This window comes from Desulfobotulus sp. (assembly GCF_034006065.1).
Classification (GTDB): Bacteria; Desulfobacterota; Desulfobacteria; order Desulfobacterales; family ASO4-4; genus Desulfobotulus.
In genome coordinates, this window is record NZ_JAVETM010000060.1 from 1 (window position 1) to 12790 (window position 12790).

12 protein-coding genes, 2 tRNA genes and 1 pseudogene are annotated in these 12790 nt (G+C 56.4%); 12 read left to right on the top strand and 3 right to left on the bottom strand.

Annotated elements, in window-relative coordinates:
* The first annotated feature begins 175 nt into the window (after window positions 1–175).
* The 4 genes from RBR60_RS14895 to RBR60_RS14910 are packed head-to-tail and all read left to right on the top strand — an operon-like array spanning window position 176 to window position 1611.
* Entirely contained in the window at window positions 176–517 is a 342-nt protein-coding gene (locus tag RBR60_RS14895) for a DUF4258 domain-containing protein (protein ID WP_320358215.1), read from the top strand.
* A gap of 11 nt (window positions 518–528) precedes the next feature.
* Window positions 529–1011 (top strand): hypothetical protein, encoded by a 483-nt coding sequence (locus RBR60_RS14900; protein ID WP_320358217.1) that lies wholly within the window; start codon window positions 529–531, stop codon window positions 1009–1011.
* Between the two features lie 28 nt (window positions 1012–1039).
* On the top strand, window positions 1040–1417 hold the full coding sequence (locus RBR60_RS14905; RefSeq protein ID WP_144685649.1) for a DUF4326 domain-containing protein: 378 nt from the start codon (window positions 1040–1042) through the stop codon (window positions 1415–1417).
* On the top strand, window positions 1417–1611 hold the full coding sequence (locus RBR60_RS14910) for a helix-turn-helix transcriptional regulator (RefSeq protein WP_320358219.1): 195 nt from the start codon (window positions 1417–1419) through the stop codon (window positions 1609–1611). Before RBR60_RS14905 ends, RBR60_RS14910 begins: the two co-directional genes overlap by 1 nt.
* A 195-nt stretch (window positions 1612–1806) precedes the next feature.
* Here the strand turns inward: RBR60_RS14910 and RBR60_RS14915 are convergent.
* Window positions 1807–1898: transfer RNA gene (locus RBR60_RS14915), tRNA-Ser, on the bottom strand.
* Window positions 1899–1914: 16 nt separating this feature from the next.
* Window positions 1915–2002, bottom strand: a tRNA-Ser gene (locus RBR60_RS14920).
* A gap of 211 nt (window positions 2003–2213) precedes the next feature.
* Between RBR60_RS14920 and RBR60_RS14925 the strand changes: the two genes are divergently transcribed.
* The 6 genes from RBR60_RS14925 to mutL all read left to right on the top strand — a co-directional run bounded on the left by RBR60_RS14925 (window position 2214) and on the right by mutL (window position 9189).
* Entirely contained in the window at window positions 2214–2690 is a 477-nt protein-coding gene (locus RBR60_RS14925) for a hypothetical protein (RefSeq protein WP_320358221.1), read from the top strand.
* 116 nt (window positions 2691–2806) lie between these two features.
* Window positions 2807–4459 carry an arginine--tRNA ligase gene (gene argS, locus RBR60_RS14930; RefSeq protein WP_320358224.1) on the top strand — a complete coding sequence of 551 codons (1653 nt, stop codon included), beginning with the start codon at window positions 2807–2809 and terminating at the stop codon, window positions 4457–4459.
* 20 nt (window positions 4460–4479) lie between these two features.
* Window positions 4480–5265 carry an SPOR domain-containing protein gene (locus RBR60_RS14935; RefSeq protein WP_320358226.1) on the top strand — a complete coding sequence of 262 codons (786 nt, stop codon included), beginning with the start codon at window positions 4480–4482 and terminating at the stop codon, window positions 5263–5265.
* Between the two features lie 45 nt (window positions 5266–5310).
* Window positions 5311–5598: an Asp-tRNA(Asn)/Glu-tRNA(Gln) amidotransferase subunit GatC gene (gene gatC, locus RBR60_RS14940; protein ID WP_320358228.1), complete on the top strand. Its 288-nt coding sequence runs from the start codon at window positions 5311–5313 to the stop codon at window positions 5596–5598.
* Between the two features lie 32 nt (window positions 5599–5630).
* Complete coding sequence (gatA, locus tag RBR60_RS14945) at window positions 5631–7112, top strand: Asp-tRNA(Asn)/Glu-tRNA(Gln) amidotransferase subunit GatA (protein ID WP_320358230.1); 1482 nt, start codon at window positions 5631–5633, stop codon at window positions 7110–7112.
* A gap of 85 nt (window positions 7113–7197) precedes the next feature.
* Window positions 7198–9189 (top strand): DNA mismatch repair endonuclease MutL, encoded by a 1992-nt coding sequence (gene mutL / locus RBR60_RS14950; protein WP_320358232.1) that lies wholly within the window; start codon window positions 7198–7200, stop codon window positions 9187–9189.
* A 125-nt stretch (window positions 9190–9314) separates the two neighbouring features.
* On the opposite strand, the gene RBR60_RS14955 is transcribed toward mutL, so the two are convergent.
* Window positions 9315–10037, bottom strand: coding sequence for an enoyl-CoA hydratase/isomerase family protein (locus RBR60_RS14955; RefSeq protein ID WP_320358234.1), 723 nt, complete (start codon window positions 10035–10037; stop codon window positions 9315–9317).
* 319 nt (window positions 10038–10356) lie between these two features.
* Here RBR60_RS14955 and RBR60_RS14960 point away from each other — a divergent pair, with 319 nt between their 5' ends.
* Together RBR60_RS14960 and RBR60_RS14965 are read left to right on the top strand one after the other, a co-directional pair.
* A complete protein-coding gene (locus tag RBR60_RS14960; protein ID WP_320358236.1) occupies window positions 10357–12021 on the top strand; it encodes a hydantoinase/oxoprolinase family protein in 1665 nt (554 codons plus the stop codon).
* Window positions 12021–12790 (top strand): annotated as a pseudogene (locus RBR60_RS14965) (histone deacetylase); the annotation flags it as partial. The gene RBR60_RS14960 and the pseudogene RBR60_RS14965, both read left to right, overlap by 1 nt.

A 12790-nucleotide genomic window follows, 5' to 3' on the forward strand; every position in this document is an offset into this window, starting at 1 on the left:
GCTGCCGCAGAAGGATGCTGGTCGTGCCGTTCCGGGGAGCCTTCACCGGAGACCGAAAAGAGACACACCTCAAAAACGCTCTGCTGGAAGAGCTTCCTGCAATCCGGGCCTGGGTGGAAGCGGCTTAGGCCAGAAATTTGCAATCCTCACGATTCATACCCATGAAGGAGGTCCCATGCTCGTCTCCCTCACCGAACACGCCGAACGCCGTATGCGGGAACGCAACCTCGGCCTGCCCCATCTGCTGGCCGTCCTCGCCGCAGGGGTGGCCATGCCCAATCGGCAAGGCCGGATACTGCACAGGCTGGATGATTTCTGCGTGATCTCCTGTCCCGGCAGCCGCGCCCTGCACATCATCACCTTTTACCGGATGCGAAACCGGAAGGCAGAAAAGCCCCGGCGAGCCATGGCCATGGCCCGCACCAAAACGGAGGCCAGAAAAAGCGGACTCCGGGATCCCAATCTGAAGCGCCGTCTCAAAACCGGACGCATTGACAGCCTCTGGCGGGCGGCATAAGGAGGTGCATCATGCAAAGCATCAGGGACGTGTCCAGCAGCCTTAAAATCCCGGCGGCCACCCTCCACTCCTGGATCCGTATGGGAAAAATCCGTTCCGAGAAAAACAGCAGGGGACAGTGTCTTGTGTCCATGGAAGAAATCCTCTCCCTTCCCCGGTTCCGGCAGCAGCGCCACCAGCCTGCAATCCCGGCAGAGGACGCGGCGGACATCAGCGAGGCCATGCAGCTGACGGGATGGCACCCGACCACCCTGAATAAAAAGGCATCAATGAAACAGCTCCGGAGCTACAAGGGTGCCGGAGGAAGACGGATCTTTTCACGCGCGGAACTGCTGAAGATCAAAGAAACAAACGACAGGGGCAGACTCCGGACGGCGGTCCGCAGCCAGGGCCGGAGAAAATGCGCCTGCTGCGGCAGGCAACCCGTAGATCCAGGCCTCAGGATGCTGTGCAGAGGGTGTTACCTCAGGGCAGATGAAAGGAGTGAGGTGTGAAATGGGATGGAACAATGGGAACTCTGGGATGGATGCGCCTCGCCGTATCCAGCGGCAGAGATCAAAAGGATGGAGAATGCCGCCAAATACAGTGAGTGTCTGCCGTCCCGGAAAATTCGGTAATCCCTTTAAGGTGACAGAAGACCGCAGCCATGCCCAGGCCGTGTCTGCTTTCCGGATTTGGCTGGCCGTTGAGGGCTGTACGGCTGACATGCCTGAACGGAAGCAGCGTATCCTGGAAAGCCTGCACGAACTGCGCGGGAAGAACCTGGCGTGCTACTGCAAGGAAGGCTCGCCATGTCATGCAGATGTGTTGCTTGAGCTGGCGAATGGTCAGGCCAGTAGTCATTATAAAGAGGAAGCAGGGAAAAGGGGTATCTCTTTGATGGAAAGGATGGACCTGTGATGGAAGAGAAAAAATTCTACCGAGTGAGGGATGTGATGGCCGAATTTTGTGTAGCCAGAAGCACTATCTGGCGATGGTGCAAGAATGGGATTTTCCCGCAGCCGAGAAGATTTGGTCAGGACGGCAAGCTTATCGGGTGGTGTGCTGAGGACATTGAAGGTTTTAAGGCATCCATCAAAAATGTTTCCGCTTAAAAGCAATGGGAAAGGTTTTTACCTTTCCCATTTGTTTTTCCCATAAAAAAAGAAGCCGAAATTTTCCGGCTTCTTTATCGTTTTTCTTTTTTGTCTGAATTTTTCTACAATGCAGCTTGTCTATGGATGGCCCTATGGACGATCTTTGTGTTCTGTATCTAAAACATTGAAACTAAAGATAAAAAAATCTAAAAATGGCGGAGAGAGAGGGATTCGAACCCTCGATACGCTTTTGGCGTATACACGCTTAGCAGGCGTGCGCCTTCGACCTACTCGGCCATCTCTCCGTGCGTACTTTCCTCGTGGCGGAGGAGGTAGGATTCGAACCCACGGGGCTGTGACACCCAACGGTTTTCAAGACCGCCGCCTTCAACCACTCGGCCACTCCTCCCAGCAACAACAGTTTGCATGCTTAGCACCAAGGCCTACCTCCCGTCAATATTTTTTTAAGGAAAAGCGTGGGGCCTGCGTCGATAAAATCTTGTGCTGACAGGAGATGCAAGGCGTATTATTGACAGTCCGGAGTGAACGTCTATAATATAGAGGTTTATTTTTGCCTTCCCACACCGGACCCGAATATGTCGGGCCTGAAGGAGATCCTAATGAAGCAGAAGTACCTTTTATCGAGGGATGCAGAGAACGCTCTGATCATCAAGGAGTACGCCGAGCTGGAAGTCGGCATCTTTTCTTTGCTCTGCGAGGAGAAGTTTACGGCGGAAACCTTAGAGGTTGCCATGGCGGCTGGTAAGGAAGCCCTTATCAGCGCTTTGCGGACCCATAACATGTACCCGCCGGTGGGTTTTGCCGAACCCCTTGCCGATGCGGTAAGGGCCCTTTTCAAGGAAGGGGAGGAGCGCAAGGAACTGTTTTTTGATGATATGGACTTTATATCCAGAGAGCAGGATGTGGTTGCTTCCTTTGACGGAGAGGAAGAAGCCTCTGACCTCATTGATGATCTTCTTGAGGATGATATTGAAGAAGACGTGTACAATGAGGACGACTTTGAAGAGTTGGATGATAAAGACAAAGGCAGCATCAAGCTTGCCGAAGATGACGGCGGTGTTGATATCGATATTTAAACCGCAGTCGCTGTGTCTATGGGGTGGCGCCGGGATCCTTCTTGGGTTTTTGATCCTGCAGCCCCTCTTTTTTTGGAAAGAACCATGATTTTGAACTTCCGGGAAGGTCATGATCTATGAAAGAGCAGTTGAAAAATCTCGTGAAGCAGGCGGCGGATCGGGCTTTCGGGGCAGGGGCGCTGGCCTCTCCGGATTTTCCGGATTTTGATATTGAAGTTCCACGGGTGGAGGCTCACGGAGATTTTTCCGCAAACATTGCCTTGGTGGGCGCAAAGAGCCAGAAGATGGCACCCCGCAAGATTGCGGAGGCGCTGGTAGCCCATCTGGAGGATCCCGCAGGATTTATTGAAAAAACAGAGATTGCAGGTCCGGGGTTCATTAACTTCCATCTCAAACCCGCAGCCTGGTTGCCGGTGGTCCGGGAGGTGCTGGACAGGGCTGATGGGTTTGGACGGGTGAACACGGGCAGAGGACGCAGGGTTCAGGTGGAGTTTGTCAGCGCCAATCCCACAGGCCCCCTTCATGTGGGCCATGGACGGGGTGCTGTGGTGGGAGACGCCATGGCGAGCATCCTTTCCGCCTGCGGTTATGCCGTTGAAAAGGAATATTACACCAATGATTCCGGTCGACAGATCCGCACCCTTGGCGCTTCGGTCTGGCTGCGTCTGAAAGAGGCCCGTGGCGAGGCCTTGGTTTTTCCCGAAGACTGCTACCAAGGAGACTATATCCGGGATCTGGCCCTGGAGGCCATGGCGCGTTTCCCGGAGCTTGCCGGAGCCACTGATGAAAGGGGCATAGAAATCTGTGCACGGTTTGCGGCCCAGAGCATCCTCGCGGGTATCAAGGAGGATCTCGAAGCCTTTGGCGTGGTGCATGATCATTGGTTCAGCGAGCAGAGCCTTTATGATTCCGGGGCCGTTGATACGGTTCTGAAGGAACTGGAAGCCTCAGGCGTAGTTTACGAAAAGGATGGGGCCAAATGGTTTAAGACCACAGATTGGCAGGATGAAAAGGACAGGGTGGTGGTGCGTAACAACGGCATCACCACTTATTTTGCTTCGGACATTGCCTATCATAAAAATAAATATGCGCGGGGTTTTGACCGTGTCATTGATGTCTGGGGGGCCGATCACCACGGATACATCAAGCGCATCAAGGCTGCCGTGGGCGCAACGGGAACGGATCCTGATCGCTTTCAGGTCATTCTTGTGCAGTTGGTTTCCCTTTTACGTAACGGTCAGCCTGTAGCCATGAGTACACGCTCCGGAGAGTTTGAAACCCTAAAGGCGGTGGTGGATGAGGTGGGTCGGGACGCGGCCCGTTTTTTCTTTCTCATGCGCAGCTATGAAACCACCCTGGATTTTGATTTGGAGCTGGCAAAAAAGAAAAGCAACGAAAACCCCGTGTTTTATGTGCAGTATGTGCATGCGCGCATTGCCAGCATTCTGCGTAAGGCAGCGGAAACCGGCATTGTGGCGGAGGCACGTCACCTCGGGCTTCTGGAAGAGCCGGAGGAAATTGCTCTGATGAAGCAGATGGCTCGTTTTCCGGAGACCTTGGCTTTAAGCGGTGAAAATCTGGAGCCCCATCGAATTCCCTTCTACTTGATGGAGCTTGCCGCAGCTTTTCATGCGTATTACAACCGTCACAAGGTGCTGGGGGATGATGCGGTTCTTTCTTCGGCAAGGCTTGTGTTGATTCGGGCTGTTCAGCAGGTAATCCGCAATGGCCTTGTACTTCTGGGTATTTCCGCTCCCGAAGAGATGTAGGGACTGAAGGGGCAAAAGGGATGGGCCGGAATCCTCCAGGTAAGGAAGAAAAAAACAGTGGATCGGACACGGGTGGAGGCCGGGAGTGGGGGCTCTTTATCATCAGTGTTTCGGTTTTTATGTTTTTATTGGGTGTGCTGGTGGGGCGGGGTACTTCACCTGTCACCTTTGATATTCCTGATATGGAAGCCCGTATTCACGCGCTTTTTGCCGGAAAACAGGAACGGGTGGGCCAGGAAGCGCCGGAGCTGGCTTTTTTTGAGGCCCTGAAGCAGGCGGATGTGGAGCCTTCGGAGACGGTGCCTGTGAAAACCCAGCGTTTTCCAGGGGAAAAGACCCCCCTGTCCCAGGCTTCTGCGCCTCGGGGAGAAGAAAATCGGAGACGGTTCGGTATTTCGGAAGAAACGGACACCCGTCCCAGCCCAGTCCAACCCTCCTCCGCGCCTTTATCGTCACCCCAGACTGCGGGACGGGAGAAAAAACCTGCTCCTCCTTCTGAGGATATGCGCGGGGCGATGCCTGTCAAACCTCCTGCTCCTCTTGTTCCTGCGCCTTCGAGGACCCTTGCGGATGGGGGGTACACCATCCAGGTGGCTGCGGTGAAAAAACCCGAGGATGCGGCGCTCCTTGTCCGGCGTTTCCGGGATCAGGGGTATGCGGCTTATGCGGTTACGGGCACGGATGGCGAGGGCGGTGTCTGGTACAGGGTGCGGGTGGGACGTTTCGGCAGCCGGGACGCAGCGGGTCCTGTTCTGGAAAAACTGGCGGCGGAGCAGGTGCGAGGCTTTGTGCTGCGGGCGGAATGATTCCGAGGATTTACAAGAGCATTCAATTCCTGGAGAAGAACCAAGATGAGAATTTCAAAGGAAGAAATCCTGCATGTGGCGGGCCTTGCCCGTCTGCATATGCAGCAAGAGGATATGGCGCGCATGGCGGACCAGCTTGGAACCATCCTTGCTTATGTGGATACATTGCAGGCTGTGGATACCCAGGGGATTGCGCCTATGTCCCATGCGGTGCATCTTGTGAATGCCCTGAGGGAGGACGTGATCGGGGAGCATGTGGGCGTGGAGATGGCCCTGGCCAATGCACCGGAGCCCGAAGACGGACATTTTATGGTGCCTAAAATTGTGGGCTGAGTCCATTGGGCTTTAAGGAAAAGGAGGCAAGCATGATCAGCACCAAGGGGCTGAGCATCCATGAAGCACGAAGACATCTGGACGCCGGAGATTTCACCTCCGTTGCGCTGACCCGTCAGATTCTGGATGAAATCACACGCAAAGATTCTCTGATCAACAGCTATATCACGGTGGCTGAGGCGGGAGCCCTGGCCCAGGCGGAGGCTGCGGATGAAAAAATTCGCAAGGGAGAGGCCGGACCCCTGACGGGCATTCCCGTGGGACTGAAGGATCTCATTGTCACCCAGGGTATGCCGACCACCTGTGCTTCACGTATGCTGGAAAATTTTGTTTCGCCCTATGATGCCACGGTTGTGGAAAAACTTCTTCAGGCAGGGGCTGTGATTCCCGGTAAGCTCAATATGGACGAGTTTGCCATGGGATCTTCCAGTGAGACCTCCTTTTTCGGGCCTGTGAAAAATCCCTGGGACCTTTCGCGGATTCCCGGCGGTTCTTCGGGCGGCAGCGCCGCTGCTGTAGCCGCAGGACTTTGCCTGGGGGCCCTGGGCTCGGACACGGGCGGCTCCATCCGCCAACCAGCGGCACACTGCGGCGTGGTGGGCATGAAGCCTACCTATGGCCGGGTATCCCGCTACGGTGTGGTGGCTTTTGCCTCTTCCCTGGACCAGATTGGCCCCATGGCCCGCAATGTGGAAGACTGCGCCCTGTTGCTTCAGGCCATCGCCGGGTATGATTCCAGAGATAGCACCTCGGTGAACATTCCGGTACCGGATTACAGCGCGTTGTTGTCCAGGGATCTTTCGGGACTTACCATCGGCCTTCCCGTGGAATACCATGGAGCCGAAGGCATGGATCCGGAAATGGCGGAGGCCATCCGGGAGGGGGTCCAGGTGGTTAAAGCCTGCGGAGCTAAAACTGTGGAGGTGCGCCTGCCCCATATGCCCTATGCCGTGGCTGCCTACTATGTCATTGCCTCCAGTGAGGCGAGCACCAACCTTGCCCGATTTGACGGTATCCGCTACGGCTACAGAACCCAAAACCCTTCGGACCTTCTGGACCTTTATGAGAAATCCCGTTCCGAAGGATTCGGGGAGGAAGTAAAGCGACGCATTCTCATCGGAACCTATGCGCTTTCTTCCGGGTATTATGACGCCTATTACAACCAGGCCCTCAAAGTCCGGGCTCTCATCGCAAGGGATTTCACCGAAGCCTTCTCCTGTTGTGACCTTCTGGCAGCACCGGTCACCCCGGCACCCGCTTTTCCTCTGGGATCTGCGGCAGGAGATCCGCTATCTATGTATCTTGCTGATATTTTTACGATTTCTGTCAACCTTGCGGGTATCCCCGCCATGTCGGTTCCCTGTGGATTCACCCGGGCGGGTCTTCCCATGGGGCTTCAGCTTCTGGGTAAGCCCTTTGATGAAGGAACGCTTTTAAGGGCGGGCTATGCCTATGAAAAGGAAGCCGCCTTGAATATCGGGGTGGCGGATCCAGCAGATGGGATGAAAAGATGAGCGCGGCGTTTTACCTCCGGTTACCCCTGTGACGCAGGAATAAGGGAAGGCCTTGCGCCTTCCTTTTTTGTTTTTGGAGAATCCCATGCCAAGAATTCGTGTACTTCCGGATATTCTGTCCAACAAGATCGCCGCAGGTGAGGTGGTGGAACGTCCGGCTTCCGTGGTGAAAGAGCTTGTGGAAAACAGTCTGGATGCGGAAAGCACCCTCATTGAGGTCGCCATTGAAAGGGGCGGGCTTGGCGGCATCCGGGTGTCGGATAATGGCCGGGGGATGGGGCCCGATGACGCCCTTCTGGCCCTGGAACGTTATGCCACGAGCAAGATTGCCTCGGATGCGGATCTTTTTTCCATCCGCACCTTAGGCTTTCGGGGAGAAGCGCTTCCCAGCATGGCCTCGGTTTCCCGTTTTGAATTGGTGACCCGTGAAAAGGAAGCGGCCTCCGGCGTGCGGATTGTGGTGGAGGGGGGACGGATTCTTGATGTCACGGAAACGGGCGCAGCTCCGGGAACGGTGATTTCCGTTAAAAATCTTTTTTTCAATGTGCCCGCCCGCAGAAAATTTCTGAAAACGGAAAGCACGGAAATGGCCCACATCGCAGACACCCTCCTCTCCCTTTCGCTGGGCTTTCCGGATGTGCAGTTTAAGCTTGTGCACAACGGCAAGATCCTGCGTCATCTCGGGGCGGGCGATCCCTTTTTGAGGGCTGTGGATGTTTTGGGAAAGGAGGTGGAACATCACCTTTTTCCCCTGGATCATCAAGGGCCTGGCATCCGGGTGCAGGGCTGGGTGGCTGCGCCGGAGATTTTCCGCAGCAGCACCCAGCGGATTTATCTGTATGTCAATGGTCGTCATGTGCGGGATCGATCCGTGTATAAGGCCCTCTTTGAAGGTTATAAAGGACGGATGATGACGGGCCGTTATCCTGTGGCCATCCTCTTTCTCCATGTGGATCCCCATCGGGTGGATGTGAACGTTCATCCCACCAAGCATGAGGTCCGTTTTTCGGATGGCAGGGCGGTGTGGGCTGCGGTGCGGGATGGCGTGGCCCAGGCCCTTTGTGTGGAAGATCGAGAAAAGTGGCGGCATCCGGAAATTTCGAGAAAAAAAAATCTGGAAGTCATGCGCGGCATTGTGGCCACCCATGGTAGGGCGCAGGAAAGGCTTTCCGGTGAAGAGCCGGAAACCGGGCTTGCAGAAGGTCTGCAGGAAAAGGCTGCTTTTTTTGTGGAAAACTCCGGAACCTCTGAGTCCACGGAGGATGGGAAACTGGGCGCAGGTCCGGATGCGGGGGCACTTTCAGAGAGCCCCCCCCCGGTCAGCCGGGAACATCCTGCGGACGGGATGAGAGAGGCCGTTTCTGCTTCCCTGCCCCGCAGAGTCCAAGGGGCGGAATCTTTGCCCATGGCGGAAAAATTCGGCTTGGCTTTAAGCGGTCGGAGAACGGAGATCCGGGAGGCTCTGTGGGAAAGGAAGAGTTTTTATGCAGACCTGAGGGTGATCGGCCAGCTGCACAACACCTACATTCTCTGCGAATCCGATGCGGGACTGGTGCTGGTGGATCAGCATGCGGCCCATGAACGGGTGCGCTATGAGGCCCTGCGCAGGCGGCATGAAGAGGGGCAGGGGCTTTCCCAGCAACTGCTGACGCCCCAGGTGGTGGAGCTGGGATTCCGGGAGGCTGCAGCAGCCGAAGAGCTGCTGCCGGTACTGGCGCGGCTGGGGCTGCATGTGGAACCCTTCGGAGGAAACAGTTTTGTCATCAAGGCGGTTCCGGATCTTTTGTCCCGTGGGGATCTGGGGCAGGTCTTCAGGGATATGGCAGAGGAGGCGGGGCGGGGGGGAGCTGGGGCCGGAAGCGCAGGAGGGGTGGCCGAAGCCTTGGATGAGTGTCTGATTCTTATGGCCTGCCATTCTGCCATCCGGGCCAACCAGGCCTTGAAACCCGAGGAGATCCGTGAGCTTTTCCAGGCGCTGGATGCCTGCGCCCAACCCTCCCGCTGTCCCCATGGCAGACCCATCTGGATTCAATGGGAAAAACGATTTCTTGAAAAGAGTTTCGGTCGTTTGGGCTGAAAAGGAAGAAAGGATGTCAGCGTCCGTTTTTTTCCTTCACGATTCCAGGTTTTTCCTTAGGGGGGACAAGGGATTTTTTTAAAAAGAGATGGACGCCCCCTTGGAGCGTCCATTTCAGGCATTTATCAGTCTGCAATGAAGAGGGCGAGGGATTCAATCACGGGCTTGTCTTCAACATCCATGATTTCAAGGATCTCTTTGTGCAGGCGTTTTTTGTGTTCACCGAAGATGCCCCGTTTTTTGTGGAAGGTCTTGGCAAAGGCCACGGATTCCGCCATGAGGCTTTCAAGGCTGTCGCAGGCCTTGGTGATGGCATGATCCGCTTCCAGTTCTGCAGCGCCCACCCGCCTTCCGGTGAGCTTCATTTCATTGAAGCGGTAGTAGGGGAAGGCTTTTTTGCAGAAGGCGATCATGCCCGGCAGGAAGGGAATGCCGAGATCCACTTCCGGAAAGCAGAAATAGCCCCGGTCGGCCCGCATGAAGCGGAAATCGCAGGCGCAGCTTAAGATGGCACCGTTACCGAAGGCATGGCCGCTGATGGCGGCAATGGTGGGCACGGGCACGGTAAGCAGCTTTTTGAAGACCTCGTTCATCAGGTACATGAAATCCCTCATGGCCTGATAATCCTGGTCGTTCAGTTTGCCGCCCAGCCATCCAAGGTCGATACCCTGACTGAAGTTTTTACCGTCCGTTCCCGTGAGCACGATGGCCTTGATGGACGCATCTGCAAGGGCTTCGTCCATGGCGGCGCAGAGAGCTTTTCCAAAATCCATGTTGTGGCGGTTTTCGCCGGCATTCATGCGGATGATGGCGACGGATTCATCCTTTTCCCATTCAACAATGGCCATGATTTCTCCTGGGGTTTGCGGGGGTTCCGCCCCGGCGTCTGTGGGATTGTTATCTGGGGATACAAAGGAGAGTCTTTTTTCCCCAAAACCTTTCATCCTGTGAGAAATAGAGCAAATACCCCTTCTTGACAAGGCCGGAAAATGAAGGGGTTTCAATTTGTATACAAAATAAAGGATGGGCTGCTTTTTTCATGGGAATTCTGCTGCTGAATTGACAGAACGGGCTTTCATTGGGTAGCCTGCGCCATACCCGCTGAATCTTAGGGGCAAGGGCAAGAAAGCGTTTTTCCTTCCCTTTTTTTTAAAAAAAGGAGGTTCCATGATCATCGGACTGGATGTGGGCGGCACTCATACGGATGTGGTGCTGCTGGGCCCCGAAGGGCTTGTGGCCAGGGCCAAGGAAGTGACGGATCACGGAGATCTGGTTTCCACCGTCATCCGGGGTGTGGATGGGGTACTGGCCGGGGTGAAGCCCGAAACCATAAAACGCGTGGTGCTTTCCACCACCCTCACCACCAACAGCGTGATCCGCAATACCCTTACTCCTGTGGGTATGGTGGTGGCCGCAGGCCCCGGCATGGCCCCTGAACTCCACGCCATCGGCCCCTCCTTTCATGTGGTGAAGGGAGCCCTGGATCACCGGGGAGCGGAGATCGCAGCCCTTGACAGGGGGGAAGTGGAAAAGGCCCTGAGCCGCATCCGGGAAGAGGGGATTTCGGCTCTGGGTCTTGTCACCAAGTTTTCCGTGCGCAACCCCGCCCATGAAGAGGCCATGGAAAAGGCGGCGAAAGGCCGTTTTGACACGGTTTTCTGCGGGCACCGCATGTCCGGGGTGCTGAATTTTCCCCGCCGCATTGCCTCCTGCTGGCTGAATGCCGCCGTTCACGGGGCCTATGCTACTTTCAGAAAAGCCGTGCTGGAAGCCTTCAGTGCCAGAGGGATCACCGCCCCGGTTCATGTGCTCAAAGCCGACGGCGGCACCTTTTCTCTGGATGCGGCCCTGGAATGTCCCGGAGAAACGGTGCTTTCCGGGCCTTCGGCCAGTGTCATGGGTGCCATTCCCCATGCGCCTTTGGGAAAGGATGTGCTGGTGCTGGACATCGGTGGCACCACCACGGACATGGCCGTTCTCATCAGCGGGGTGCCGGTTCTGGAGCCTCTGGGTGCGGAAGTGGGCGGGGTGAAGACCCTGTTCCGGGCCTTGAAAAGTGTAAGCATCGGCCTTGGCGGAGACTCGGAGCTGAAGGTGATCGAAGGCCGCCTTGCCATCGGCCCGGACCGAAAAGGCCCGGCCCTCTGCCTGGGGGGGCCAGTACCTACGCCAACGGACGCCATGGCCGTGCTCGGTCTCTATGAAGGCGGCGACAGGGCAGCGGCGCTGAGGGGCATGGAAACCCTCGGGGCCAGCCTGGACATGGATGCGGAAGCCGTTTCGTATTTTGTGCTGAAAAACCTTTGCGAAAAAATCCGGGATGCGGCCTTTTCCATGGTGGAGGCCATCAATGGCAGGCCCGTTTACACCCTCCATGAGATGCTGGAAGGTTATACGGTGAAGCCCGAAGCTCTCCTTGTGATGGGCGGGCCCGCTGCCGTGCTGGCAGAAGGGCTTGCCGTGGCTTCCGGCCTTGACGCCCGGGCGGTTCCGGACTGGGGTGTGGCCAATGCCATTGGTGCGGCCCTGGCCCGTACCACCTGCGCGGTCACCGTGCTGGCGGATACCCAGCGGGGCTTTGTGCGGGCTCCGGAAGAGGGCTATTCCAAAGAAGCGCCCATTGCCTTCACCATGGAGGATGCCATTCGTCTTGCCGGGGATCTGGTGCGTCAAAAGGCCCTGCGTCTGGGTGCGGATGCGGAAGGCCTTGAGGTGGAGGTGCTGGAAGCCCAGGAGTTTTCCATGATGCGGGGCTATCGCCGTGCAGGCAGAAACATTCGGGTGCGGGCCCAGGTGCGGCCCGGACTGATCCGGAACGGGGGGAGGGGATGATGCTCAAAGCCAAGCACAAAACAGGACTGGTATTTTTTCCGGCCTTTGACTGGGCCATCGATCCCAGCCATCCGGAGCGGGAGGAGCGTCTTCTCTATACCCAGGATCAGATTTTTGAAGAAGGCCTCATGGACATTGAGGGGATTCAGGAGTTCAAGCCGGATCTGGTCACGGATCAGGAGATCCAGAGGGCTCACTTCTGCGTTCCGGACGAACCCACGGTGACCACAAACAGCCATTATGTGTCCGCAGGCGGGGCCAGGGCCATTGCCCGCGTGCTGATGGAAGGCCGCATTGAAAAGGGCTTTGCCCTGGTGCGTCCGCCGGGGCACCATGCCATGCGGGTGGTGCACGGGGGCCGGGGATTCTGCAACATCAACATCGAAGCCATCATGGTGGAATACCTGCGCACCCAGTGGGGCGTGCAGCGCATCGCCATCGTGGATACGGACTGCCACCACGGAGACGGCACCCAGGACATCTACTGGCATGATCCGGATGTGCTTTTTGTTTCCCTGCATCAGGATGGGCGCACCCTGTATCCGGGTTCGGGCTTCATGGAGGAGCTGGGCGGGCCCAATGCTGCAGGCTACACGGTGAACATTCCTCTGCCGCCCCACACCTCGGAAGAGGGCTATCTCTATACGGTGGAAAATGCTGTCCTGCCCATACTCGATGATTTCAAGCCGGATCTCATCATCAATTCCGCAGGTCAGGACAATCACTATTCCGATCCCATCACCAACATGAATTTCACGGCCCAGGGCTA

What these genes read in the sequence shown, in the direction of transcription:
- RBR60_RS14895 (WP_320358215.1), top strand. Translation starts at nt 176, where the DNA reads ATGCTCGTCTCCCTCACCGAACACGCCGAACGCCGTATGCGGGAACGC.
- RBR60_RS14900 (WP_320358217.1), top strand. Translation starts at nt 529, where the DNA reads ATGCAAAGCATCAGGGACGTGTCCAGCAGCCTTAAAATCCCGGCGGCC.
- RBR60_RS14905 (WP_144685649.1), top strand. Translation starts at nt 1,040, where the DNA reads ATGGATGCGCCTCGCCGTATCCAGCGGCAGAGATCAAAAGGATGGAGA.
- RBR60_RS14910 (WP_320358219.1), top strand. Translation starts at nt 1,417, where the DNA reads ATGGAAGAGAAAAAATTCTACCGAGTGAGGGATGTGATGGCCGAATTT.
- RBR60_RS14925 (WP_320358221.1), top strand. Translation starts at nt 2,214, where the DNA reads ATGAAGCAGAAGTACCTTTTATCGAGGGATGCAGAGAACGCTCTGATC.
- argS (WP_320358224.1), top strand. Translation starts at nt 2,807, where the DNA reads ATGAAAGAGCAGTTGAAAAATCTCGTGAAGCAGGCGGCGGATCGGGCT.
- RBR60_RS14935 (WP_320358226.1), top strand. Translation starts at nt 4,480, where the DNA reads ATGGGCCGGAATCCTCCAGGTAAGGAAGAAAAAAACAGTGGATCGGAC.
- gatC (WP_320358228.1), top strand. Translation starts at nt 5,311, where the DNA reads ATGAGAATTTCAAAGGAAGAAATCCTGCATGTGGCGGGCCTTGCCCGT.
- gatA (WP_320358230.1), top strand. Translation starts at nt 5,631, where the DNA reads ATGATCAGCACCAAGGGGCTGAGCATCCATGAAGCACGAAGACATCTG.
- mutL (WP_320358232.1), top strand. Translation starts at nt 7,198, where the DNA reads ATGCCAAGAATTCGTGTACTTCCGGATATTCTGTCCAACAAGATCGCC.
- RBR60_RS14955 (WP_320358234.1), bottom strand. Translation starts at nt 10,037, where the DNA reads ATGGCCATTGTTGAATGGGAAAAGGATGAATCCGTCGCCATCATCCGC.
- RBR60_RS14960 (WP_320358236.1), top strand. Translation starts at nt 10,357, where the DNA reads ATGATCATCGGACTGGATGTGGGCGGCACTCATACGGATGTGGTGCTG.